At 42.1% G+C, this 23,137-nt stretch carries 22 protein-coding genes; 18 read left to right on the forward strand and 4 right to left on the reverse strand.

The window, feature by feature from the left end; all coding sequences use genetic code 11:
• The first annotated feature begins 78 nt into the window (after positions 1 to 78).
• Together lpxL and PSH48_RS16385 are read left to right on the forward strand one after the other, a co-directional pair.
• Entirely contained in the window at positions 79 to 1,008 is a 930-nt protein-coding gene (lpxL, locus tag PSH48_RS16380) for an LpxL/LpxP family Kdo(2)-lipid IV(A) lauroyl/palmitoleoyl acyltransferase (RefSeq protein ID WP_273607813.1), read from the forward strand.
• A 38-nt stretch (positions 1,009 to 1,046) separates the two neighbouring features.
• Positions 1,047 to 1,619: a TcpQ domain-containing protein gene (locus PSH48_RS16385; RefSeq protein WP_273607812.1), complete on the forward strand. Its 573-nt coding sequence runs from the start codon at positions 1,047 to 1,049 to the stop codon at positions 1,617 to 1,619.
• 382 nt (positions 1,620 to 2,001) lie between these two features.
• On the opposite strand, the gene glnE is transcribed toward PSH48_RS16385, so the two are convergent.
• The gene (gene glnE / locus PSH48_RS16390; RefSeq protein WP_273607811.1) at positions 2,002 to 4,842 is read right to left on the reverse strand and encodes a bifunctional [glutamate--ammonia ligase]-adenylyl-L-tyrosine phosphorylase/[glutamate--ammonia-ligase] adenylyltransferase; all 2,841 of its coding nucleotides are present in this window, start codon (positions 4,840 to 4,842) and stop codon (positions 2,002 to 2,004) included.
• A 78-nt stretch (positions 4,843 to 4,920) separates the two neighbouring features.
• On the opposite strand from glnE, the gene PSH48_RS16395 reads away from it, so the two are divergent.
• The 6 genes from PSH48_RS16395 (at position 4,921) to ruvX (ending at position 9,346) form a co-directional block, all read left to right on the forward strand.
• The gene (locus tag PSH48_RS16395) at positions 4,921 to 5,814 is read left to right on the forward strand and encodes a DUF350 domain-containing protein (protein WP_004586847.1); all 894 of its coding nucleotides are present in this window, start codon (positions 4,921 to 4,923) and stop codon (positions 5,812 to 5,814) included.
• An 81-nt stretch (positions 5,815 to 5,895) separates the two neighbouring features.
• On the forward strand, positions 5,896 to 6,372 hold the full coding sequence (locus tag PSH48_RS16400) for a hypothetical protein (protein ID WP_273611887.1): 477 nt from the start codon (positions 5,896 to 5,898) through the stop codon (positions 6,370 to 6,372).
• Positions 6,373 to 6,444: 72 nt separating this feature from the next.
• Complete coding sequence (rsmE, locus tag PSH48_RS16405) at positions 6,445 to 7,179, forward strand: 16S rRNA (uracil(1498)-N(3))-methyltransferase (RefSeq protein ID WP_024031543.1); 735 nt, start codon at positions 6,445 to 6,447, stop codon at positions 7,177 to 7,179.
• A gap of 75 nt (positions 7,180 to 7,254) precedes the next feature.
• On the forward strand, positions 7,255 to 8,205 hold the full coding sequence (gene gshB / locus PSH48_RS16410; RefSeq protein WP_029772385.1) for a glutathione synthase: 951 nt from the start codon (positions 7,255 to 7,257) through the stop codon (positions 8,203 to 8,205).
• A gap of 124 nt (positions 8,206 to 8,329) precedes the next feature.
• A complete protein-coding gene (locus PSH48_RS16415) occupies positions 8,330 to 8,887 on the forward strand; it encodes a YqgE/AlgH family protein (RefSeq protein WP_004586843.1) in 558 nt (185 codons plus the stop codon).
• Positions 8,888 to 8,896: 9 nt separating this feature from the next.
• Positions 8,897 to 9,346 carry a Holliday junction resolvase RuvX gene (gene ruvX / locus PSH48_RS16420; protein ID WP_273611888.1) on the forward strand — a complete coding sequence of 150 codons (450 nt, stop codon included), beginning with the start codon at positions 8,897 to 8,899 and terminating at the stop codon, positions 9,344 to 9,346.
• Positions 9,347 to 9,479: 133 nt separating this feature from the next.
• Here the strand turns inward: ruvX and PSH48_RS16425 are convergent, their stop codons facing one another.
• Complete coding sequence (locus PSH48_RS16425) at positions 9,480 to 10,613, reverse strand: PilT/PilU family type 4a pilus ATPase (protein ID WP_029772387.1); 1,134 nt, start codon at positions 10,611 to 10,613, stop codon at positions 9,480 to 9,482.
• A gap of 9 nt (positions 10,614 to 10,622) precedes the next feature.
• Complete coding sequence (locus tag PSH48_RS16430; protein ID WP_004586840.1) at positions 10,623 to 11,663, reverse strand: type IV pilus twitching motility protein PilT; 1,041 nt, start codon at positions 11,661 to 11,663, stop codon at positions 10,623 to 10,625.
• A gap of 2 nt (positions 11,664 to 11,665) precedes the next feature.
• Between PSH48_RS16430 and PSH48_RS16435 the strand changes: the two genes are divergently transcribed.
• The 8 genes from PSH48_RS16435 to PSH48_RS16470 all read left to right on the forward strand — a co-directional run bounded on the left by PSH48_RS16435 (position 11,666) and on the right by PSH48_RS16470 (position 18,687).
• The gene (locus PSH48_RS16435; protein WP_004586839.1) at positions 11,666 to 12,379 is read left to right on the forward strand and encodes a YggS family pyridoxal phosphate-dependent enzyme; all 714 of its coding nucleotides are present in this window, start codon (positions 11,666 to 11,668) and stop codon (positions 12,377 to 12,379) included.
• 17 nt (positions 12,380 to 12,396) lie between these two features.
• Entirely contained in the window at positions 12,397 to 13,218 is an 822-nt protein-coding gene (gene proC / locus PSH48_RS16440) for a pyrroline-5-carboxylate reductase (RefSeq protein ID WP_004586838.1), read from the forward strand.
• A 26-nt stretch (positions 13,219 to 13,244) separates the two neighbouring features.
• On the forward strand, positions 13,245 to 13,778 hold the full coding sequence (locus PSH48_RS16445; RefSeq protein WP_004586837.1) for a YggT family protein: 534 nt from the start codon (positions 13,245 to 13,247) through the stop codon (positions 13,776 to 13,778).
• Between the two features lie 57 nt (positions 13,779 to 13,835).
• Positions 13,836 to 14,279, forward strand: a complete 444-nt coding sequence (locus tag PSH48_RS16450) for a DUF4426 domain-containing protein (protein WP_004586836.1) — start codon at positions 13,836 to 13,838, stop codon at positions 14,277 to 14,279.
• Between the two features lie 4 nt (positions 14,280 to 14,283).
• Complete coding sequence (locus PSH48_RS16455; protein ID WP_273611889.1) at positions 14,284 to 14,883, forward strand: XTP/dITP diphosphatase; 600 nt, start codon at positions 14,284 to 14,286, stop codon at positions 14,881 to 14,883.
• Entirely contained in the window at positions 14,880 to 16,016 is a 1,137-nt protein-coding gene (gene hemW, locus PSH48_RS16460) for a radical SAM family heme chaperone HemW (protein ID WP_273611890.1), read from the forward strand. The genes PSH48_RS16455 and hemW overlap by 4 nt, the downstream gene beginning before the upstream one ends.
• A gap of 86 nt (positions 16,017 to 16,102) precedes the next feature.
• Positions 16,103 to 17,935, forward strand: coding sequence for a DUF885 domain-containing protein (locus tag PSH48_RS16465; protein WP_273611891.1), 1,833 nt, complete (start codon positions 16,103 to 16,105; stop codon positions 17,933 to 17,935).
• A gap of 83 nt (positions 17,936 to 18,018) precedes the next feature.
• On the forward strand, positions 18,019 to 18,687 hold the full coding sequence (locus tag PSH48_RS16470; RefSeq protein ID WP_273611892.1) for a hypothetical protein: 669 nt from the start codon (positions 18,019 to 18,021) through the stop codon (positions 18,685 to 18,687).
• Here PSH48_RS16470 and PSH48_RS16475 read toward each other — a convergent pair.
• Positions 18,684 to 19,400, reverse strand: coding sequence for an SIMPL domain-containing protein (locus tag PSH48_RS16475; RefSeq protein WP_004586831.1), 717 nt, complete (start codon positions 19,398 to 19,400; stop codon positions 18,684 to 18,686). The two genes, PSH48_RS16470 and PSH48_RS16475, sit on opposite strands and share 4 nt — an antisense overlap.
• 114 nt (positions 19,401 to 19,514) lie before the next feature.
• Here PSH48_RS16475 and PSH48_RS16480 point away from each other — a divergent pair, with 114 nt between their 5' ends.
• Positions 19,515 to 22,187, forward strand: a complete 2,673-nt coding sequence (locus PSH48_RS16480) for a bifunctional acetate--CoA ligase family protein/GNAT family N-acetyltransferase (RefSeq protein WP_273611893.1) — start codon at positions 19,515 to 19,517, stop codon at positions 22,185 to 22,187.
• The gene (locus PSH48_RS16485) at positions 22,184 to 23,131 is read left to right on the forward strand and encodes an ion transporter (RefSeq protein WP_273611894.1); all 948 of its coding nucleotides are present in this window, start codon (positions 22,184 to 22,186) and stop codon (positions 23,129 to 23,131) included. Before PSH48_RS16480 ends, PSH48_RS16485 begins: the two co-directional genes overlap by 4 nt.
• Positions 23,132 to 23,137 lie beyond the last annotated feature (6 nt).

Consider the following 23,137-nt stretch of genomic DNA (forward strand, 5'->3'; position numbering starts at 1 on the left):
TAAAGCCAGCCATTGCTGGCTTTTTGTATTTTATAACACTAAGCGTTAAACTAGCGTTTTTATTTTAGAGAGTATTTTGTGGTCACCTCATCTCCTTTTAAAGCCTCGTTTTTAGGCCCTCGTTATTGGCTAACGTGGATTGGCGTTTTCTTTTTGTATTTGATTTCGTGGTTGCCACAAAAAATTCAGCTTAGCTTAGGTAAGTTATTAGGGCGCTTAGTACATAAATTTATGAAACGTCGTCGCCATATTGCCGAGGTTAATATAAAGCTGTGTTTTCCTGATATGAGCGAAGCCGAGCAACAACAGCTTGTGCTAAAAAACATGGAAAACACCGGAATAGCCATGGTTGAAACTGGCATGGCCTGGTGGTGGCCGCAGTGGCGCGTTAAAAAAGCGTATGGCTCTATCAAAGGATTAGAGCACTTTGAGCGCGTGCAGGCTCAAGGTAAAGGCGTATTGCTATTGGTGCCGCATATTTTACATTTAGAAATGGCGAGTCGTGTTATGGGCACCAAATGCCAAGGGCTTGGGTTTTACCGCCCACACAACAATGCACTCATGGAATACTTTACAACCAATGGTCGCCTTCGTTCTAACGAGTATTTAATTGGACGAAAAGACGTAAAAGGCTTGTTAAAGTCACTAAAAAATAAAAAGGTGTGTTATTACCTACCCGACCAAGACTACGGCCGTAACCGCTGTGAATTTGTGCCTTTTTACGCAGTACCAGATACAGCCACAACCACAGGTACATTACTTTTTGCAGCAAGTAAACACTGCGAAACCATGAGCCTAATTAGTCGTCGTGATGAGCACGGTAAATACCATTTAGAAATAGTACCTGAGCTTGAGAACTTCCCAAGCGGCGATGATAAAGCAGATGTAACACGTGTAAATAAGCGCGTTGAGCAATCAATTAACGCAGCGCCTGAGCAATACATGTGGCTGCACCGCCGTTTTAAAACACGCCCAGATAAAAATACTCCTTCTTTTTATAAAAAGTAGTGGTATAAATAAATAATGATAATAAATGAGCATGAGTTATGTGGTTTTGGGTTAAGCATTTAATACTAGCAGTTGCATTAATTTTACTGGCTATCTATGTGTTAGTCGGAGCGGGACCATTGTTTGACATAAAAGAGACTAAAAACGCAGCTGCCGAGGGGCTTTCTCGCTTTTATTCGTCTATCCGTAACCAAGTTAAATCCGATAAGGAGCGCGATAAGTTTGTACTGCAGCTTAAAAAGCCAGAGCAAACACTTGATCGTGTTTTAGCAGAGCGCGGCAGAGCCGTTGACCCGATGCCTGCTAGCTGGACAGGAACAAGTGAACCAAGACGCTTTGAAAACGGCTCAACGTTAAAAGACGTACTTAACCAATACGCTAAAAGCGAAGGTATTCAATTATATTGGTATTTGAGTAAAGACTACGTTGTAAAAGATTATTTTAGGGTTGATAGCAGTTTTACCTCAGCGCTTTACCAAGTTGGTAGTGCAATTAATGATGACTTTGAAAATGAAGTTTATACTTTTTTTTGCTTCAGACAGCGCGCAGCGGTGATCACTGAATTACCTTCTGAATTTGTGCGCAGCAATTGTTTAAAGCTTAATACTTAGCAGCGTAAATAAACCAAACCCACACATAATAAAAACCCAAGCCTGTGCTTGGGTTTTTAATGTTTATGTTTCGAGGGCGTGTTGAACTTTGATGGTTGAATTTGCAGCATCATGTTTGGTTTTTAGGCAAGACAGAGCCTATGAAGTGTGGTTATTCCACATAAATAGGCGATAACGCAGCATAAATGCCAAACATGCGCTGCCCTTCGGGTTCTGCCTAGGGGCGATAAACTCTTTGTTGCCTACATGGATGTAGGTAAGGGGCGTGAGCAGGACGCGGAAGCTTTGCTCAGTTTTTACTTATTCTTACAGGGATGTAAGTCATTAGAATAACGCAGGAGCAGTTATCGAGCCCACTAGGTTACAAACCTCGCGCCGCGATTTAATCGTCCCTAGATTGAACAAATTTCAATCCGCAAAGATCAACACGCCCTAGTTCAAATATTGCATTCCAGCATGCCGTTACACTTTCTATATCGGTTTGATACTCCTTACGCGACACCAAGCGACCTTGCTGATTTAGGCTTAAAACGTGGTAACGTGAGCGATAATCAATATACGCCTGGATTAACTGCTGCTTTTGGGCTTTAGTGATACACCCAATCGCGGCAGCGTCTGTAAGTATTCTTACATTATCGGAAAACACCGTTAGCTGGCTAAACTGATTTGCGTTTTTGAGCACTAGGTATTGAGTTATAAATTCAATGTCGGTCATGGCGCCTACATCTTGTTTTAAATCAAATTGCTCAGAGTTTCCCTTAGCTAAGTGCGTGCGCATTTTTTCGCGCATTTTAAGCACATCCTGTTTGAGTGTATCTACATCACGTGGGGCACATAATATCTCTTTACGAATTTGTGCAAAGCGCGCTCTTAGCTCATCTTGGCCTAATATAACGCGGGCGCGCACAAGCGCTTGGTGCTCCCAAGTCCATGCTTGGGTTTGCTGATAATGATTAAAGCTCTCTAAGTTAATAGCTAATAAACCAGAGGCGCCTTCAGGGCGCAGGCGTGTATCAAGCTCATACAATATGCCCGAGGCGGTACGGGTATTAAATAAATGCATTAAGCGCTGTGCAAGTTTTAAATAAAACTGTCGTGAGGTAATCGATTTATCGCCATTGGTGCTGCTATTACCGTCATGATTATGCACAAACACAAGGTCTAGGTCGGAGTCGTAGCCTACTTCAAAGCCGCCCGTTTTACCGTACGCAATAACGGCAAAGCCTTTGTGTTCATCATCTGTATTTGGTGGCATGCCAAAGCGCTTAACCGTGTTATACCACGCTATATTAACGGCTTGGTCTACCACAGCCTCGGCAAGAGCCGTTAAGTGATCGCTTACTTTCATAACATCAATCACACCAGTTGCATCGGCAGCCGCAATACGTAATTGATGCGTTTGCTTAAACTGCCTAAGCGCTTCCATTTGTAGCTCTAGGTCGTCGTGTTCTATACGTAAAAAATATTGCCGTATTTCATCTTTATAGGCGCTCAACGGCGTAGGTTTGTAAAGCGCAGCAGGGTCTATTAGCTCATCAAGCAAAATAGGATAACGGGAAATATGCTCCCCTATCCATTTACTATGGCAACATAATAAAACAAGCTGCTTTAGCGCACCTTGGTTTTCGTAAAGCAATTCAAGGTAAGCAGTACGCGATACAATTTTATTTAAAATTTGGCATACCAAGGTAAATGTTTCACCACTGGCATTAAAGTCACTGAGCTGTTTGAGCAATAAAGGCATTAGTTTGTCGAGAATATCTCGCCCGCGATTACCTATATTTACCTTACTCAAACGTTGTTTAAAATCATGAAGTGGTACTTGCCACTGATCTTTTATGTCGTTTAAAAAGCTAACATCACCATGATCCCAAGCACTTATAAACGCACCTTCGCAGGTATCAAGGGGAACGGTTTCCTCCCCTATCACCAATAAAAATTCATCGTGAATTTTGGCCATGACCTGCTCAATCTCGCTCATGGTATGGTCAAAGCTTTCAGACTCGAGTAAGTAATTTAAGCGCTCTTGATTAAGCTCATCATCGGGCAGAGTTTGTGTTTGTTGATCGTCAAACATTTGCAAGTATTGCTCTACTTTACGTAAGTGTAAGTAGTTGCGCTTTAGCTCATTCGCTTCTTGCTCATCCATCGCTTGGTTTAACGTTAACTGCTCTAAGGCGTACAGTAACGATTGGGTTTGTAAGTTAGCTTCTCGCCCACCACGCACCATTTGCAAAGCTTGTACAATAAATTCAACCTCGCGAATGCCACCAGCACCTAGTTTTATATTGTTGGTCAGGCGTTTTCGGCGAACCTCTTGAGCTATCATAAGCTTCATTTTTCTCAGCGATTCAATCACCGAAAAATCAATATATCGACGATAAACAAAGGGCTTTAAAAGTTGAATAAATTCATCCCAATATTGATTGGGTGTGCCAATTAGCCGCCCTTTTAACATGGCGTAACGCTCCCAATCGCGCCCTTGCTCTTGGTAGTAATCTTCTATGGCGTGAAAGCTCATCACTAAAGGCCCACTTTCACCAAATGGGCGCAAGCGCATATCAACCCTAAATACTTGGCCATCACCGGTTACTTGATTAAGTGCATTAATCAGTTTTTGCGCTACTTTGGTGTAAAACACTTGGGCTTCAATGCGTTTACGCCCACCTTGGGTCGGTACATTGCGCGGATAGGCAAAAATTAAATCTATATCTGATGAATAATTAAGCTCGTGGCCGCCCAATTTACCCATGCCTAAAACCATTAAAGGCAAAGAGTTACCTTGCTCATCTAATGGCTCCCCTGCTGTTTTTGCCGTTTGCGCATGAGCCCATCTATTTGCGCTATTAATTAGCATATCAGCTAATAGGCTTATGTATTTTATGCTGTCACTGATTGGGTTATCGCAACACAAATCGAGGTACGCTACTTTTAACCAGTATTTTTCTCGGTACTGTCTTAAAATCTTATTGCACTGGTTTTCATCTACCTGCTGCAAGTCAAGGCCGTCGAATGGCGCGGGCACATCTCGGCTAAATTGCTCATCGGGGTTTATTAACCAGTCTTTTAATTGAGGTTGCGACTCTAAACTACGAAAAGCAAAGTCGCTCAAAGCACATAATTTTACAACTTCTTCTTGTATAGGTTGCTGCGGATACAGCTGTGCAAAGCGTGTTGAGCCAAGTTTTTGTAATTGAATAGAAAGTTGCATTTTGTTACTCATCAATCCTCTCTTTTATATATGCGCTAACCATACTAGAATAACTAAAACCAAGAAAGGTTATCTCTACTTAGGATCAGCATGTCATATTTATCATTATCTAACACTAGTTTAGTTGCGATTGCCATTAGTTTTGCGGTTATATGCATTACTATTTTTAGTCTTAGAATTGTCGCTCAAATAAAAGCAAAACAGGCACTTAAAGATGAACTAGCGCAGCATGATAATTTTGCAATGGGGATTAGTTTCGCCTCAGAAATTACCGTGGTTATTGCCACTATGGCATTTTTATTTGATGAAATAAGTATGAGTACGGCACAACATAATCCATTAAAAGTGGTTATTTTAATTGTTCTATTATTTACATTTATAAAAGTCGGACATTTAATTCATAGAAAATGGATATTACACAGATTTAATGAAGAAGCTGCTATATTAAAGCAAAATGTATGCGCTGCATTGGTTGATTCTGGTATGTTATTAGCCAACTGTATTATTGCACTTGGCTTGTATACCTGGACTCATGCACAAGGGTTTAGTAACTTACTTATTGCTTTTGTTAGCTTTTTTACGCTACAAGGGATGTTTGCGCTAGATAGCAAAATCCGTGAATACCGCTTCGCTAAAGCAAACCAAGGTGCGTCACTGCAAAGTAACTTTAACCTAGAAAACACCTCTATCGGCATTAGATACGCAGGAAAATCAATAGGTTTAGCCCTAGCCGTGTATGCTGGATTATCTAGTGCGGCCTTTCAAAATGGAAAAATGGTCGAAAATATATTTACACTGGTAATGCATTGCGGTGTAATGTGGGTGTTATTATATTGTTTAAGTTTTGTAATAAAAGCAATTTCATTACCCAATATTGATGCCGCTTTAGAGGTCGACCATCAGGACAATATAGGCATAGCATGCATTGAGTTTGCTGTTTTTTGTGCTATAGGCTATTTACTTATTAGCATGTTTTCACTTTAACGCCACGCTATTAAATAAGTCGCCAAGCGCCCCGTATTTAGTTAACTGGCATAACACATTTGCATAAAGCAACGGGGCCCTATGTCATTTGAAGTAACTAACTATTTGTTAATTGATATAGATAACGAATTTAGTCGTACATTTGCCGAGTATTATTTTAAGCACGCGGCACCCAATACACCCAGCACCTTAATAGTTGCAGGCAGTAACACCCGTAAGCTGGTAAAAATGATGTTTGACGAACTCATTAAAGACTATTGCTATTGCGACCTAGAAAACGAAATTAGCGTATCTGAACTGGCCACTTACCTACACGAGCACCACGATATTCAGGGCGTGTTATTTAATAACACCGACTATCTACTTGCCGACGACAAACAACGTTTTATATATAACTCCCTGCATGAAAAACGCTACGTAGTTAGCTTGGACGACAACGGCTATACATTTAATCGTATTACTGACGAAGGCTTTAAAAATCACTTATCGTGCGATACCGATATTGCCGAAACACCTAAAGATTTAATCGCACTTGCCAAGGCACTTAAACAAAAATAAATAATTGCGTACAACGCCCTGCTTACTTACCATAGCGCTATACACCTTTACGCTATAAAATAAGTGACCCCCATGCGAGTACCTCATATTTATCAGGCATCGAGTATTGCCTTAAACACCCCGGTTTCTTTAAACGACGATGCAGCGGGCCATATTGGCCGCGTATTGCGCATGAAAGTAGGCGAACATGTGTCTATTTTTAATGGCGAAGGCGGTGAATACTTCAGTGAAATTATTGAGGTAACTAAAAAATCAGTTGTTGTTATGCCACAACGTTTTGATGAGCATGATGTCGAGTCGCCGCTTAAAATTCATTTAGGGCAATGCGTATCACGTGGCGACAAAATGGACTTTACCATCCAAAAATCTGTTGAGCTTGGTATTAGCGAAATCACCCCTATTTTTAGTCAGCGCTGTGGCGTTAAACTCAGTGGCGACCGGTTAGAAAAAAAACACCAACAATGGCAAAAAATTGCAATTTCAGCCGCCGAACAATCGGGGCGTAACTTTGTGCCAGTTGTTCACACACCGGTTGATTTAAAGCAATGGCTTGAACAACAAACAGACGCCATTAAGCTCACTTTGCACCCTCGTGCCGAGCACAGCATTAAAACAATAACCGTTCCAAGCGCCGGTGTACGCTTTTTAGTAGGCCCTGAAGGCGGCTTTACCGATGAAGAAATGCTGCAAACTAAAGATCAGCACTTTGTTGATATTCGCTTAGGGCCGCGCGTTTTACGAACAGAAACGGCCGCTTTAACGGTCTTAAGTGCATTACAATTACAATTTGGCGATTTAGCTAATTGAAATAGCTCAATGGCACCCTCATATTAAAACTATTAACACTCTAGTAGTCATTATAATTAGATTAAGGCACAGCGCATGGCGATAAAGTTAGGTATTATTTCTGATCCTATTAGTGGATTTAACATCAAAAAAGACACCGGTTTTGCAATGATGATGCAAGCGCAAAAACGTGGCTACGAAATTTACTACATGGAGATGGATGACTTATCGCTTCGCCAAGGTAAATCGTATGCAACCGCAGCAAAAGCGCAGGTATTTAACAACACCGAAAAGTGGTACGAACTTGAAGAAAAAACCACAATTGCGCTTGCCGACCTAGACGTTATTTTAATGCGAAAAGATCCACCGTTCGATACGGAGTACATCTACGCAACTTATATCTTAGAGCGTGCAGAGCAAGAAGGTACGTTAATTATTAATAAACCACAAAGCCTGCGCGATGCTAACGAAAAGCTATTTACAGCGTGGTTTAGCGAGCATACGCCAGATACGCTAGTAACACGCAGCCAAGCTCAAATACGCGCGTTTTTAGCTGAGCATAAAGACATTATTTTAAAACCACTTGATGGCATGGGCGGCGCATCTATTTTTCGTATTAAAGAAGATGATGCAAACATTGGCGTTATTTGCGAAACCTTAACTGAGCATGGTAGTCGCTTTGCCATGGTGCAAAATTACATTCCAGAGATCAAACAAGGTGATAAACGCGTATTGGTTGTTGATGGTGAAGTTATTCCGTATTGTTTAGCGCGTATTCCACAAAATGGTGAAACCCGCGGTAACTTAGCTGCGGGCGGCCGTGGTGAAGCCCGCCCCCTTAGCGAGTCAGACCTTAAAATAGCTCAAGCAGTTGCCCCTACGCTTAAAGAAAAAGGGTTAGTGTTTGTAGGGTTAGATATTATTGGCGACAAGCTCACCGAAATTAACGTAACAGCACCAACCTGCGTACGTGAAATTGAAGCCGCTTACGATATATCTATTACCGGTATTTTGTTTGACGCAATTGAGCGTAAGCTCGCTAAATAAAAACCATTTAAAAGTCCATTAATTTAAGTATTTCATACAATTAATGGACTTTTTATACGCTACGTATATATCTATGCCATACTCAAAGTTCAATAAGTATTCATAAACTAAAAGGGTGAAATCTATGCAATCATTAGAAAATCATTTTTTAATCGCTATGCCGTCGATGCAAGACCCTTTTTTTAAACGTGCCGTTACCTATATTTGTGAGCACAATGAAGATGGGGCTATGGGATTGGTGATCAACCAGCCTATTGATGTGACCGTTGGTGAGCTTTTAGATAAAATAGAAATAGACAACGACAAAACCCAACAAGCCGCGCAAGTCTCTGTGTTTGCAGGTGGTCCGGTTAAAACCGACCGAGGTTTTGTACTTCATTCACCTCAGCCAGGCTACTCTGCAAGCCAAAAGCTTAGCAGTGATATAATGATCACCACATCAAAAGACGTACTTGCCAACCTGACCACCGCCCACGCACCTGAGCAATTTATTATTACGCTTGGTTATTCGGGCTGGGAGCAAGGACAACTTGAGAAAGAGCTTTTAGATAACAGTTGGTTGATCATTAAAGCCGATCCGAAGATCATTTTTGATACACCGGTAGAAAAACGCTGGGAAAAAGCAGTTTCGATGCTGGGCTTTGATGTTAGCCAACTTTGCAGCGAAGCTGGACACGCTTAAAGAACGATAATGACGAAAAAAAACCTTAAGCCGCAAGGCCAGCGCACCGTAATGGGCTTTGACTTTGGCACCAAAAGCATTGGTATTGCCATAGGACAAGAACTAACAGGCAGTGCGTCTAGCCTAAAAGCGGTAAAAGCCCAAGATGGTATTCCTAATTGGGATCATATTGCGGTTCAAGTTAAAGAGTGGCAACCCGACTTAATGGTCGTCGGGTTACCCCTTAATATGGATGGTACTTCGCAAGAGGTAACCTTTAAGGCTAAAAAGTTTGCTAACCGCTTACACAATCATTTCGGCATACCGGTGCAAACACAAGATGAGCGACTCACAACCGCCGATGCTAAAGCGCGTTTATTTGAACACGGTGGCTATAAAAATGTAGGGAAAGGAAATGTCGATAATATGTCGGCAGTGATTATTTTAGAGAGTTTTTTTGAAGCCAGTTATGGTGAATAAGTAATGCCGACTCCTTTAATTACGTAATCTATTTTAAAGGTCGAAAAACACCGCAGTGGTATAAAACGTTATAAGTAATTTTATCCATAATAAAAGCGCCCAGCGGCGCTTTTTTTATGGATAAAATACAGTGTTAATTGCTGTTTTTATCATCTAGTCCATCAATGGTTACACCTTGTAAAAATCCTGCACCTTGTTGCTCGTTATTGCGCAGCTTAATCATTAAGCGTAAATCGTTTGGCGAATCAGCATGATGTAGTGCATCGGCGTAATTAATACGTTGCTGTTTGTATAGCTCAAATAAGGCTTGGTCAAAGGTTTGCATACCCATTTCTTTAGATTTAGACATGGCCTCTTTTATGCCACCAATATCCCCATTTTTAATTAGCTCTGCCACCATGGGTGAGTTTAATAATATTTCAATCGCGGCTACACGCCCTTCCCCATCAGAAGTGGGAATAAGTTGCTGGGCAACAATGGCGCGTAAATTTAGCGCTAAGTCGTACTTAAGCTTGTCGTGTTTTTCTTTAGGGACTAAGTGCATAATACGGTCAATGGCTTGGTTGGCATTATTAGCATGCAATGTAGCCACACATAAGTGACCCGTTTCGGCAAAGCTCAGAGCGTATTCCATGGTTTCTTGCGAGCGTATTTCACCAATTAAAATAACATCGGGAGCTTGGCGTAAAGAGCTTTTAAGTGCCGACTCAAAGCTGTCGGTATCAAGCCCTACTTCGCGCTGAGTAATAATACTTTTACGGTGCTCGTGTACAAACTCAATCGGATCTTCAATGGTGAGTATATGGCCACGCTGATGACGATTTCTGTAGCCAATTAAGGCAGCCAGTGAAGTTGATTTACCCGTGCCAGTACCACCAACAAACAGCACTAACCCGCGTTTTGACATAATCACATCGGTAAGGGTAGAGGGCAGCCCTAAATCACTTATATCTGGTATTTGCGTTACAATGCGGCGAATAACCATACCCGCTCTATCGCGCTGCCAAAAAGCCGATATACGAAAACGCCCTTCGTCTGTGGCTATCGCAAAGTTACACTCTTTAGTGGTATGAAATTCGTTTTTTTGTTTATCGCTCATCGCTGACTCTACAAGCGCAAGCGATTGCTCATCACTTAACTTATCGTCGCTAAGAGCGATAAGCTCACCATTAATTTTTGCACTGACTGGTAATTGGCTAGAGACAAATAAATCCGAGCCTTTTTTATCAATCATTATGTGTAAAAAGTGATTTAAAGATAAATTCATAATATGTCCTTAGCCACCAAACTGGGTTTTATCTTGGGCTTTTTCTTTTGCGGCTGCGGTTGTCACAATGCCGTGATTAACTAAATTATTTAAACATTGATCCATGGTTTGCATACCGTGTGATGCACCCGTTTGAATAGACGAATACATTTGTGCAATTTTATCTTCACGAATTAAGTTACGAATCGCCGGTACACCAATCATAATTTCGTGCGCGGCCACGCGTCCACCGCCAATTTTTTTAAGCAGTGTTTGCGAAATAACGGCGCGCAGTGACTCAGAAAGCATTGAGCGCACCATATCTTTTTCTTCACCTGGGAATACATCAATAATACGGTCAATCGTTTTTGGTGCCGAGGTGGTATGTAGCGTACCAAACACTAAGTGGCCGGTTTCAGCGGCGGTCATCGCAAGGCGAATGGTTTCTAAGTCACGTAGCTCACCAACGAGTATTACATCCGGGTCTTCACGCAGCGCGCTGCGCAGTGCATTAGAGAAGCTGTGCGTATCTCGGTGTACTTCACGTTGGTTAATAAGACTGAGTTTATTATCGTGTACAAATTCGATAGGATCTTCAATGGTGAGGATATGGTGATGTTTTGTTTGATTTATATAATCGACCATAGCCGCAAGCGTTGTTGATTTACCCGAACCAGTTGGGCCGGTAACCAATACTAAACCACGCGGGTTATCTGATATTGTTTTAAAAATATCTGGCGCACCTAAATCTTCAAGCGTCAGTACATCGCTAGGGATTGTACGAAACACCGCTGCAGGGCCGCGGTTTGAGTTAAATGCGTTAACACGAAATCGAGCAAGGTTAGGCACTTCAAACGAAAAATCCACTTCTAGATTTTGTTCGTAGTCCTTGCGCTGATTATCGTTCATAATGTCGTAAACAAGGCTGTTTACATCTTTGTCTGCAAGTGCAGGTATATTAATGCGGCGAACATCACCATCTACGCGTATCATAGGTGAAACACCTGACGATAAGTGTAAATCAGATGCTTTGTGTTGCACACTAAACGCTAATAATTCGGTAATATCCATTTATGACTCCACAACTAACTGATAAATATATGGTTACAATAGCAGAACGACTCACATCCGCCTACGCTAGAATTGCCAGCGCGGCTAAAAATGCTAAACGTAGTAGCGACGCTATTACGCTACTAGCAGTATCAAAAACAAAACCAAGCGACGATATTATTGCTGCCTACGAGCATGGCCAGCGCCAATTTGGTGAGTCTTATGTTCAAGAGGCTGTAGATAAAATAGCTCAACTACACACATTTAGCGACATCATTTGGCATTTCATTGGCCCTATTCAATCAAATAAAAGCGCCCTTGTTGCTGCACATTTTGATTGGGTACAAAGCGTAGATAGAATAAAAATAGCTAAGCGTTTAAACAGTCAACGTCCAGAAAACCTAGCGCCTTTAAATGTGCTTATTCAAGTAAATATAAGCGCCGAGGAGGCAAAGTCGGGCTGTAGCGTAGAGCAAATACCCGAACTAGCTGAGTTTATTGACCAATGTGAGCAACTCACTTTGCGTGGTTTAATGGCTATTCCGGCTAAAAGCGACGATCCGAGTGAGCAAAGTCAATCTTTTGAGCAATTACAAACTTGCTTTGATAAACTAAAGGCCCAATATCCTCATATAGATACGTTGTCGATGGGGATGAGCAATGATGTTGAAGCCGCCGTTAGCGCAGGTTCAACCATGGTGAGGATCGGCACAGATATTTTTGGAACTCGAACTTAAAAGGTGATAACAGACATATGTCAGATAAAACAATCGCATTTATAGGCACAGGTAACATGAGCTACGCCATTATTGGTGGCATGGTAAAAAACGGTTTTAATGCAAACAACATCATTGCTACAAACCGCAACCAAGAAAAGCTTGCCAAGGTAGCAGACGATTTCAAGGTGAAAACCACCAGCGACAATAACGAAGCCTTACGCGATGCTGATGTCATTGTATTGTCTGTTAAACCCCAAATGATGGGCGATTTATGTAAATCGTTTCAAGAATCGGGTATCGACTTTAGTGATAAACTGTTTATTTCGGTAGCGGCTGGCTTAACCGTTAAGCGTTTACGCGAAATGCTTGGCCAAAACGTTAAAATGGTACGTTGTATGCCAAACACGCCATCGCTACTAGGGCGTGGTGTATCGGGTTTATTTGGCGCAGATGAAACAGCCGAAGAGCACGACTTTGTACAACAAGTATTTGAGTGCACAGGTATTGTTGTTTGGGTAGAGCAAGAGTCGCAAATTAACGATGTCATTGCTGTGACAGGTTCATCGCCCGCTTACTTTTTCTTATTTATGGAAGCCATTGAAGAAAAAGCGAAAGCACTTGGCTTTAACGATGAAGATGCGCGCCGCTTAGTACAGCAAACTGCGCTGGGTGCAGCCGAAATGGCATTGAGCCAACCAGAGATAAGCATTTCGCAATTACGCGCTAATGTAACTTCTAAAGGCGGCACCACCCATGCTGCGGTTGAGCATTTAAAAGGCGAAGGCCTAGTGCAAACAGTTAGCGATGCAATGGATGCGTGTATTGCGCGTGCAATGCAAATGGAAAAAGAACTTTAAAATTACTTTTTATTGAAGGTTACACTATGAATGCCATGCAATTTTTGATCAGTACCCTGTTTGATTTGTTTTTAATGGTGGTACTACTGCGTTTTTGGCTACAGTGGGCAAAAGCCGACTTTTACAACCCAATGAGCCAATTTGTGGTTAAAGCAACGTCGTTTGCAGTTAACCCGTTACGTAAAATTATACCCGGGTTAGGTGGGCTTGATTTAGCCTCTCTATTGCTGGCATTTATTGTAGCCGTTGCCAAAATTAGTACTTTAATGCTGGTGATATACGGCGCATGGGCTGCGCAACCTGTGTTTATACAAGCACTTATTACCGTACTTAAAGAAGGCTTAAACCTTGTATTTTGGGTATTGATTATTCGCGCTATTTTAAGCTGGGTAAGTCAAGGTTATAACCCAATAGAAGCGGTTTTCCATCAGCTTACTGAGCCAATGCTCAAGCCACTTCGTAAAATTATTCCACCAATGGGTGGCTTAGATTTATCGGTGCTTGTACTAATTATTGGTATTCAGTTTTTACAAATGCTGCTAATGGACTTTTTAGCCTAAATTTTTTGTTATAAGCAAAAGAGGCCCTTTGGCCTCTTTTTTATATAGGACATCATAATGAACCGTTTAATTAAGTTTTGCTTTATTAGTTTTTTAGCCTTTGCTTTTAATGCCCACAGTGAAGACATGCAAGGCGCACAGTACAAAGAGCTGGGCCCTTGGCAAGTGCATTACATTGCTTTTCCATCTACCTTTATTCAGCCGCAAATAGCTAAAACATATGGCCTTGAGCGTAGTGGTTATAAAGGCATTGTTAATATTTCAGTACTGAAAAACAATAGCGATAAAACCGCGCAAACCGCTCAGCTCAGCGGTACGGCAAAAAACCTACTCGGCAATAAGCAAGCCCTTACTTTTAAAGAAGTAAAAGAAGGTGAATCAATTTATTACCTTGCGCAAGTAGACTACACCAACGAAGAGATTTTACGTTTTGAGATAAACATCCAGCAAGGTAGTCAATCTCAAAAACTCACGTTTCAGCAAAAATTTTACGTAGATTAAAAACATGACCAAAACATTAGTGCTTGCCACAGGCAACCCTGGCAAAGTTAACGAGCTGGCCAATATGCTTAGCCCGCTTAATATAAATGTGCTTCCGCAAAGCGATTTTAACGTAGGCGAAGTGGCCGAAACCGGCACCACCTTTGTAGAGAACGCGATAATTAAAGCCCGCCATGCTGCTAAAATTACCGGCATGCCAGCCATTGCAGATGACTCAGGCTTAGAGGTAGATGGCTTAAATGGTGCACCGGGTGTTTACTCAGCTCGCTTTGCCGGTGAAAGCGCCAGCGATCAAGACAACATAGATAAACTACTTAACGAATTAGCCGATAACCCAAATCGTAAAGCCCGCTTTTGGTGTGTGCTGGTATTAATGCGCCACGCCGATGACCCTACCCCGCTAATTTGTAGCGCAAGCTGGGAAGGCGAAATTACACAAACCCAAAATGGCGAAGGCGGCTTTGGTTACGATCCGGTATTTTTTGTAGTAGAGCAAAACTGTACCAGCGCCGAGCTCACCAAAGAGCAAAAAAATGCGGTGAGTCATCGCGGCCAAGCACTTAAAAAGTTATTACTAGAGCTACAAAGCAAAGGCGGCCTGTGAACCTTCCACCACTGAGCTTATATGTGCACGTACCTTGGTGCGTGCAAAAATGCCCCTATTGCGATTTTAATAGCCATGGGCAAAAAGGCGACATTCCTGAAGCTGAATATGTTCAGCATTTAATTGACGACTTAAAAGCCGATTTGGACTTGGTGCAAGGGCGTAAAATTCACAGTATTTTTATTGGCGGCGGTACACCAAGCTTATTAACTGGCGATGCATATACCCGCTTATTAAGCGAAGTCGATAACCTAATTGGCCTAAGCGACAACTGCGAAATAACCCTTGAGGCAAATCCTGGTACCGTAGAAACCGGGCGCTTTAAAGAGTACGTTAAAGCGGGTATTAACCGTATTTCTATTGGCGTGCAAAGCATGCAAAACGACAAGTTAAAAGCACTTGGCCGTATTCATGGTGCCGATGAAGCGCACTACGCTGCAGAGCAAGCTAAGCAAGCCGGGTTAAATAGCTTTAACCTTGATTTAATGCATGGCTTACCGGGGCAAAGCCTTGACGATGCGCTGAGCGATTTAAAAAAAATAATTGCTTTAAACCCGCCACATATTTCCTGGTATCAGCTCACTATTGAGCCTAATACACAATTTGCATCCAAGCCGCCAACTTTGCCACAAGATGAAACCCTATGGGATATTCAAGAGCAAGGCCAAGCACTACTTGCTCAAGCCGGTTACATACAATACGAAATATCGGGCTATGCCAAGCCAGGCTTTCAATGCCAACATAACTTGAATTATTGGCGTTTTGGCGATTATCTCGGTATTGGCTGTGGCGCTCATGGTAAGGTGACTGATGCAAAAACCGGCATTATTACCCGTACTGAAAAAATTAAGCATCCCCGCGGTTACATGGATATGCTTAAGCCGTACTTGTATAAAAGCTGGCAAGTAGAGCAAGACGATTTAGCCTTTGAATTTTTTATGAATCGCTTTCGCTTAGTCGAGCCTTGCCCTATTGATGATTACAGCGCGCTGACTAATCAGCCATTCCAAAGCCAACAAGCAGCGTTAACTAAAGCAATAAATGCAGGTTTGTTAATACAAGAAAACGGCCACTGGCAAGTTAGCCTCAAAGGGCATCGTTTTTTAAATGACCTGCTAGAATTGTTCGTGTAGTGGTTTTAACCACGCGCGATAAACATAAAATACAAGCAAATAAATATAATACACCCTAATGGGTTTCTAACAACAAAGGGAAAACAATGCGTAAACTTACCTTTATTGCAGCAGCCGTGAGCGTTGCTATTTTAGCCGGCTGCCAGCAGGCACCACAACAAACAACCCCGGCGCCTGCAGTGCAAGCGCAACCTGTGCAAAGCGAAATCGACAAAGCGAATGCGTTTTTTGAAGATACCTTTAACCGCGATGTAATGAACAGCCCGGTTTATCAAACTTACATGGGTATTAAAAAAGATTACGATAAATGGGATGACGGCAGCGAAGAGCAAAAACTAAAAGACCTTGCGCAAGCAAAAGAAGACTTAGTTACTTTAAATGCTATCAACCGCGACCTGCTTGATGATGCCACTAAAGTAAGTTACGACTTAAAAAAACAAGACCTAGAAAGCTCGATTGCTGATTTTAAATGGCGTTACCATAACTACCCGGTTAACCAAATGTTTGGTACTCACTCTATGGTGCCTGCGTTTTTAATTAACCAACATTCAATTAGTAATGTTAAAGAAGCTAAAGATTATATTGCGCGTTTAAACGGTGTACCTACTGTATTTGATCAGCTAATTACTGATTTAGAAACCCGTGCTGATAAAGGCATTATTGCGCCTAAATTTGTGTTCCCACATGTTATAGATTCGAGCAAAAACATCATTCATGGTGCGCCATTTGAAAAAGGTGAAGACTCAACACTATTAGCCGACTTTAAACGTAAAGTAAGCGCTCTTAAAATTAGCCAAGATGAAAAAGATGCCTTAATTAGCGATGCAACTGATGCATTAAAATCAGCCGTTAAGCCTTCTTACTCTAAGTTAATTAATTACTTAGCACAGCTAGAAAAACGTGCAGATAACCGCGATGGCGCATGGAAACTGCCTGACGGCGAAGCGTTTTACAATAACGCACTTAAGCGCACCACAACAACTGACTTAACCGCTAAAGAAATTCATGCCATTGGCCTTGCTGAAGTAAAACGTATTCATGATGAAATGCGTGAAATTAAAGACAAAGTAGGCTTTAAAGGCGATTTAAAAGCGTTTATGCAGTTTATGAAAACGGATAAACAATTTTATTATGCCAATGACGAGCAAGGTAAACAGCGTTATTTAGATGAAGCCACTGGCCTAATCAACACCATGAAAACTCGCCTAGATGAGTTATTTATTGTTAAGCCAAAGGCTGACCTTAAAGTTAAAGCCGTTGAAGCATTCCGCGAAAAAGCAGCAGGTAAAGCATTTTACCAACAACCTGCACCAGATGGCTCACGCCCTGGTATTTACTACGCAAACCTTTACGACATGGAAGCAATGCCAACGTACCAAATGGAAGCATTAGCGTACCATGAGGGTATTCCGGGTCACCACATGCAAATTGCTATCTCACAAGAGCTTGAAGGTGTGCCTAAGTTTCGTAAGTTTGGTGGCTACACCGCTTACATTGAAGGTTGGGGCTTATACTCAGAGTACATTCCTAAAGAAATGGGCCTTTACTCAGACCCATACTCAGACTTTGGTCGCCTTTCAATGGAATTATGGCGCGCATGTCGCCTAGTGGTTGATACCGGTATTCACGCAATGAAGTGGACTCGCCAAGAGGGTATTGATTACTACGTAAATAACACGCCTAATGCCACATCTGACGGTGTTAAAATGGTTGAGCGTCACATTGTAATGCCATCGCAAGCGACAGCTTATAAAGTGGGTATGCTTAAAATTTTAGAGCTGCGTGAAGATGCTAAAAAGCAACTAGGCGATAAGTTTGATATTCGTCAGTTCCACGACGTTATACTTAAAAATGGCCCTGTACCACTTAACGTACTAGAGAACTTTGTAAACGAGTGGGTAGCAAGTAAAAAAGCTTAATACTTGGTTATAAATAGAAAAAGGTCGCTGATGCGGCCTTTTTTGTTTTATAGTAATAAAAACGCTCAGAGGTAAAGTTAATAATGGATTTAAGCATACAATTACTTAATGCGCGCATTGCTAAGCATCAGCTAGGCGAGCTCGATAACGACTTTAAACAGTTAAGCCCGGCTCAGCAAACATTACAGCTAAACCACCTTTGTGAAACCGCTTTGCGGATGAGTATTAAATACGACTTTATGCAAAATGTGGCAACACGTATTTTAACAACCAACACCCCACCAGCACCTTTTATCAACCAATTAACAACGACTGATGCTTTAACGTTTTTTACACCCGCATTAAAAGAAAATAACGGCTTTTTAGCACAAGACAGCCAAGGAAATAATGTACTGCACAATGTATTTAAACACGCCAATGCTCAAAAGCTGGCGTTTAACTATGTGCGCTCATTAATGCTATTTGAATCTAACGATAATTTAGTAAAAGCCCTTGCACAAACAAATGCTCGTGGCCTTACCCCTGTTGCCTGTTATATCGCCTATGCTGATAAACCTAGCACACCAATAAAGCATGAATTTTCAGCATTATTAGCGCTTATGGAAATAGAGCAAAAGCAAAATCCAACCGCTAAACAGCAACTGGCAAATATATTAAAAGGCGCTGATATAAACGAAACCAGCATTTTACTTAGCGCTGCTTACCTACAGCGCTCAACCGCGCAAATTGCCCACTTAGTTAGAGCAATTTAGTCACTTAAGTAATATTCAACACTGGTGACCACCCTCACCTTTTTGATATGTGGCGTGTTTGAATCGCGATTGCTAATGCTAAATTGCCCTTGGCGAGCGGATTTTATTTTACCCAGCGTTGAGTTCGAATCTTTAGCAAATTTGTTGGCAACTTCACGGGCTTTTTCTGTAGCCTCTTGCACCATTGCAGGCTTTATATCGTTAAGGCCGGTAAATAAATACTCAACTTTGGTTTCGTAACTATTTTGCACAATGGCAATGCCCTGTTTAGCTAATTGACTCACTTTACTCAGCGCATTTTGTACTTTGTCGGGCGCGTTCGAATACACAATAATATTAGCGCGTACCAAGTAACGAAACTTTTGATTATCGTTAGCGTATTCACGGGCTTGCTTATCAATAATCGACTGGCTACCCGTGCTTATTTCGTCATCATCAAAGCCATGTAGCTTTAAAAATGCAATAACAGCATCGTTTTTTTGCTCAACCCGACTAACCAGTTTTTCTAAGTCGTTGTCTGCATCGCTGTATTGCAGCGGCCAAATTACCGTATCGGCGCTAACTTCACGCTCTGCTAACCCTTTAACCTGCACACTACGTTCCATGCTTTTTACATCTACTGCGGCACTTTTAATAATAAAGCCTAATAAAATTAAGCCTATACTTAGGCAAATTGCGGCTATAACGGTGTAAAAACCGGGTGTTTTATTCACAAAAAACTCCTTGATTGATATCAATAATAAGTATCTATGCGCTCGAAATAACACAGCAAACAGGGTACATTGAGACTATAAATAACGCAAAATATAATCAGCCAAGGATATGCCATGAGCTTAAAGCGCATCAGCCAATTTTTTAATCCGGCCTCAGTAGCCGTTATTGGCGCCTCGAATACCCCCACACGCGCGGGGTTTGTGGTTATGCGCAATTTATTGCAAGGTGGGTTTAAAGGGCCAATTATGCCCGTAACCCCTACCCATAGTGCGGTACACGGTGTGCTTGCCTACCCTGATATTGCCGCGCTGCCCAAAGTGCCCGACTTAGCCGTTATTTGTACAAATAAAAATACCTTACTGAGCATTATTGAGCAGCTAGGTGAACTTGGCTGTAAAAGTGCAATTGTGATTGCTGATGGGCTCTCATTGAGCCAAAAAACAGCCTTAAAGCGCGCTGCAAATGCCCATCACGTTACTTTGCTTGGGCCTAATTGTTTAGGGCTGCTTATTCCGCATATTGGCCTTAATGCCAGCTTTTCTCACACAGTTGCAGCACCAGGGAAACTGGCATTTATATCGCAATCCGCAGCGGTGTGTTCCACTATTTTAGATTGGGCTAAAAATAAAGAAATTGGCTTTTCGTATTTTGTTTCGGTCGGTGATTGCCTAGATATCGATTTTGACGAGCTGCTCGATTTTTTAGGCCGCGATGCTAAAACCAAAGCGATTTTGCTCTACATAGATAATATTGAGGATATCCGCGGGTTTATCTCGGCAGCGCGGGCAGCGGCCTTTAGTAAGCCGGTTATTGCCATTAAAACGGGCAAAACCGGAGCAGGCGCACTGGCTGCTGAAATTCATACCGGTGGCAAGCAAAGTTCTGATGCAGTGTACGATGCGCTTTTTCAACGCGCCGGTATGTTGCGTGTTAGTGATCTGCGCGAACTTTTTGCAGCCACGCAAACACTCGCTATCCACCCTAAATTACTAAAAGTTGAGCAGTTAACCATTTTAACCAACGGCGGCGGCCCTGGGGTTATGGCGGTAGATGAGCTTATTTTAAATTCGGGTAAACTTACCCAGCTTAGCGAGCAAACGCGATCCGCACTCAATAAAGTTATTCCGCAGTCAGATACTACATCTAACCCTGTCGATATTTTTGGCGACTCTGCTCCGGCGCGTTACAAGCAAGCATTAGAAATTTTACTTCGCGCCGAAGAAGTTAAAAACTTACTTATTATTCATACCCCTTCGGCACTGGCACCAAGTGAAGACTACGCCGATATGATAGTGCAAACCTTACAAAAAATACCAAAGATGGCGCGCCCTTATGTAATGACCAACTTTATGGGTGAAGATGCGGCTTATGCCGCGAGGCGTGTTTGCTCTAACCACACTATTCCAACCTATCGCACGCCTGAGGGTGCGGTTGGCGCATTTATGCATTTAGTTAGTTATCGTCGTAACCAAAAACATTTAACGCAAACACCCGAATCAAATACCGATGATGCAAAAATAAATAAATCAGCGGCCACTACGCTCATTAACGAATTTTTAGAAGAAGAGCAAAGCTACTTACCCACTCATCAAGCAAGCCAAATTCTTAGTCATTATGGTGTTGAGTGTATTCAAACAGAAGTAGCCTACACGCCCACAGAGGCGCGTGAGCAAGCAATTGAATTAGGCTTTCCGGTAGCGTTAAAGTTGATTAGCCCAAGTATTGCCTCAAAATCAGAAGTAGGGGGTGTGGTTCTTAACTTAAACGATGCAAACGAGGTTGAGCAAACCGCCTTTGCCATGCTGATACGAATTAAAAACACCTACCCAGATGCTGTTATTGAAGGGTTTTCATTGCAAAAAATGGCGCCGCGTACCGGCGCTAATGAGCTGCGAATCGCCATTAAAACTGAGCCTAATTTTGGCCCTGTTATATTACTTGGTGAAGCGGGTAATGGGTTAGAGTATGCCCAAGCAGCCGTTGCTTTGCCGCCGCTTAATATGAACTTAGCTAAATACCTCATTGCAGCAGCAAACGATAAAGGCGTATTAAAAGATCGTATTTTGCCAGAAAAAGTCGACAAATATCGCTTGTGCGCCCTGCTCACACGTATATCTCAACTTGTTGTCGATCAGCCCGATATAAGTGCCATGGAACTTAATCCTATTTTAGCCAGCAATGGGCAATTTTTAGTGCTTGATGCCACCATTAGTGTTAATCGCTATCAGGCACGCAGCGATCGTAAACGTTTGTGTATTCGCCCTTACCCTATTGATCTTGTAGAAGAAGTAACCCTTAAAAATAATACGCGAGCTACATTAAGGCCTATTCGTCCAGAGGATGAAAAAGCCCACCAAGAGTTTGATCAATCACTCAATAAAGAAGATCGTTACAAACGCTTTTTTGGTGAGCTGCCCCAGTTTAACCACGACCAGCTCGCAAAAATGACGCAAATAGATTACGACCGAGAAATGGCCTTTATTGTATGCCAGCGCTTTGAAGGTAAAAGCCGTACCCTAGGTGTAGCACGCGTTATTATGGACCCTGATAATTTACATGCTGAGTTTGCAACCGTGGTTCGCTCTGACTACCAAGGCTTAGGTCTTGGCAGGCTGCTTATGAGCGCTGCAATAAATCATTGTAAGCGCCAAGGCGTAGAAGTAATTGAAGGCATAACACTGCCTGAGAACACCGGCATGATTGAGCTTGCCCGTAAGTTAGGTTTTACAATTAGCCGCGATTTTGAAGAAGGCAGTATTAATATGCTGTTAAAGCTAAACACATGAGTAGCACAGCAAGACAAACGTTAGCGCAGGTATTTGAAGGGACTGGCGATTACCGCAAAGCGGGGCATATACTCGATACCGCGCTGATTGCTTTAATTATGCTTAACGTTATTGCCATTGTGTTGGAATCAGTACCGAGTATAAACAAAGTATATTACCCGCAGTTTTTACTTTTAGAAGTTATTTCGGTGGCTATTTTTAGCCTTGAATACCTTGCAAGGCTTTGGGCCTGTGTCGATAAAAGCAAATACGCAACTATAAAAGGTTCAAATGCAAAACGCCGGCTGCATTATTTTTTATCACCTTTGGCTCTCATCGATTTAATAGCCATTTTACCCAGCTTGTTAATGTTTGTGTTTCCTCTGGATTTGCGTTTTTTACGTGTATTAAGGCTTTTAAGAGTATTTAAACTTACTCGTTATTCACGTGCAATGCAGTTGTTATTACAAGCATTTAAAGACGAAGCGAGCTCGTTACTGGCCGCGTTTTTTATTATGTCGGTACTGCTAATACTTGCCTCCTGCGGTATTTATTTATTGGAGCACGATATTCAGCCAGATAAATTTGGCTCTATTCCTGCGGCTATGTGGTGGGCTATGGCGACCCTCACTACGGTTGGGTATGGTGATGTTGTACCGCTAACGCCACTTGGTAAACTATTTGGTGGTGTAGTTACTTTGGTGAGCATGGGAATGGTGGCAATTCCTACAGGCTTGCTTGCCTCAAGTTTTTCGGAGCAAATACGTAAACGCCGGCAATTTTTTGAAGATGCCGTACATGAGCAAATTCACCAAGGCAGTTTAGATGACTCACAGCGTTTGCACTTAGAGGAGCTGCGCTACAAGTTAGGTTTAAGTAAGCTTGAGGCCAATAAAGCAATTAAAACGCAGCTTAATCAACGCAACAGCCATTTATTTTGCCGCCACTGTGGTAAACGCCAATAAGCTTAT

This window comes from Pseudoalteromonas sp. Angola-4 (assembly GCF_028599265.1).
Classification (GTDB): Bacteria; Pseudomonadota; Gammaproteobacteria; order Enterobacterales; family Alteromonadaceae; genus Pseudoalteromonas; species Pseudoalteromonas atlantica.

Excerpts from the sequence above, each read along its gene's own strand:
- PSH48_RS16400 (WP_273611887.1), top strand. The coding sequence starts at position 5,896 with ATGTCATTTGAAGTAACTAACTATTTGTTAATTGATATAGATAACGAA.
- glnE (WP_273607811.1), bottom strand. The coding sequence starts at position 4,842 with ATGAGTAACAAAATGCAACTTTCTATTCAATTACAAAAACTTGGCTCA.
- PSH48_RS16470 (WP_273611892.1), top strand. The coding sequence starts at position 18,019 with ATGGATTTAAGCATACAATTACTTAATGCGCGCATTGCTAAGCATCAG.
- proC (WP_004586838.1), top strand. The coding sequence starts at position 12,397 with ATGTCAGATAAAACAATCGCATTTATAGGCACAGGTAACATGAGCTAC.
- PSH48_RS16415 (WP_004586843.1), top strand. The coding sequence starts at position 8,330 with ATGCAATCATTAGAAAATCATTTTTTAATCGCTATGCCGTCGATGCAA.
- PSH48_RS16455 (WP_273611889.1), top strand. The coding sequence starts at position 14,284 with ATGACCAAAACATTAGTGCTTGCCACAGGCAACCCTGGCAAAGTTAAC.
- PSH48_RS16485 (WP_273611894.1), top strand. The coding sequence starts at position 22,184 with ATGAGTAGCACAGCAAGACAAACGTTAGCGCAGGTATTTGAAGGGACT.
- PSH48_RS16450 (WP_004586836.1), top strand. The coding sequence starts at position 13,836 with ATGAACCGTTTAATTAAGTTTTGCTTTATTAGTTTTTTAGCCTTTGCT.
- ruvX (WP_273611888.1), top strand. The coding sequence starts at position 8,897 with ATGACGAAAAAAAACCTTAAGCCGCAAGGCCAGCGCACCGTAATGGGC.
- PSH48_RS16445 (WP_004586837.1), top strand. The coding sequence starts at position 13,245 with ATGAATGCCATGCAATTTTTGATCAGTACCCTGTTTGATTTGTTTTTA.
- gshB (WP_029772385.1), top strand. The coding sequence starts at position 7,255 with ATGGCGATAAAGTTAGGTATTATTTCTGATCCTATTAGTGGATTTAAC.
- rsmE (WP_024031543.1), top strand. The coding sequence starts at position 6,445 with ATGCGAGTACCTCATATTTATCAGGCATCGAGTATTGCCTTAAACACC.
- PSH48_RS16385 (WP_273607812.1), top strand. The coding sequence starts at position 1,047 with ATGTGGTTTTGGGTTAAGCATTTAATACTAGCAGTTGCATTAATTTTA.
- PSH48_RS16480 (WP_273611893.1), top strand. The coding sequence starts at position 19,515 with ATGAGCTTAAAGCGCATCAGCCAATTTTTTAATCCGGCCTCAGTAGCC.
- PSH48_RS16430 (WP_004586840.1), bottom strand. The coding sequence starts at position 11,663 with ATGGATATTACCGAATTATTAGCGTTTAGTGTGCAACACAAAGCATCT.
- PSH48_RS16395 (WP_004586847.1), top strand. The coding sequence starts at position 4,921 with ATGTCATATTTATCATTATCTAACACTAGTTTAGTTGCGATTGCCATT.
- PSH48_RS16425 (WP_029772387.1), bottom strand. The coding sequence starts at position 10,613 with ATGAATTTATCTTTAAATCACTTTTTACACATAATGATTGATAAAAAA.
- PSH48_RS16465 (WP_273611891.1), top strand. The coding sequence starts at position 16,103 with ATGCGTAAACTTACCTTTATTGCAGCAGCCGTGAGCGTTGCTATTTTA.
- PSH48_RS16435 (WP_004586839.1), top strand. The coding sequence starts at position 11,666 with ATGACTCCACAACTAACTGATAAATATATGGTTACAATAGCAGAACGA.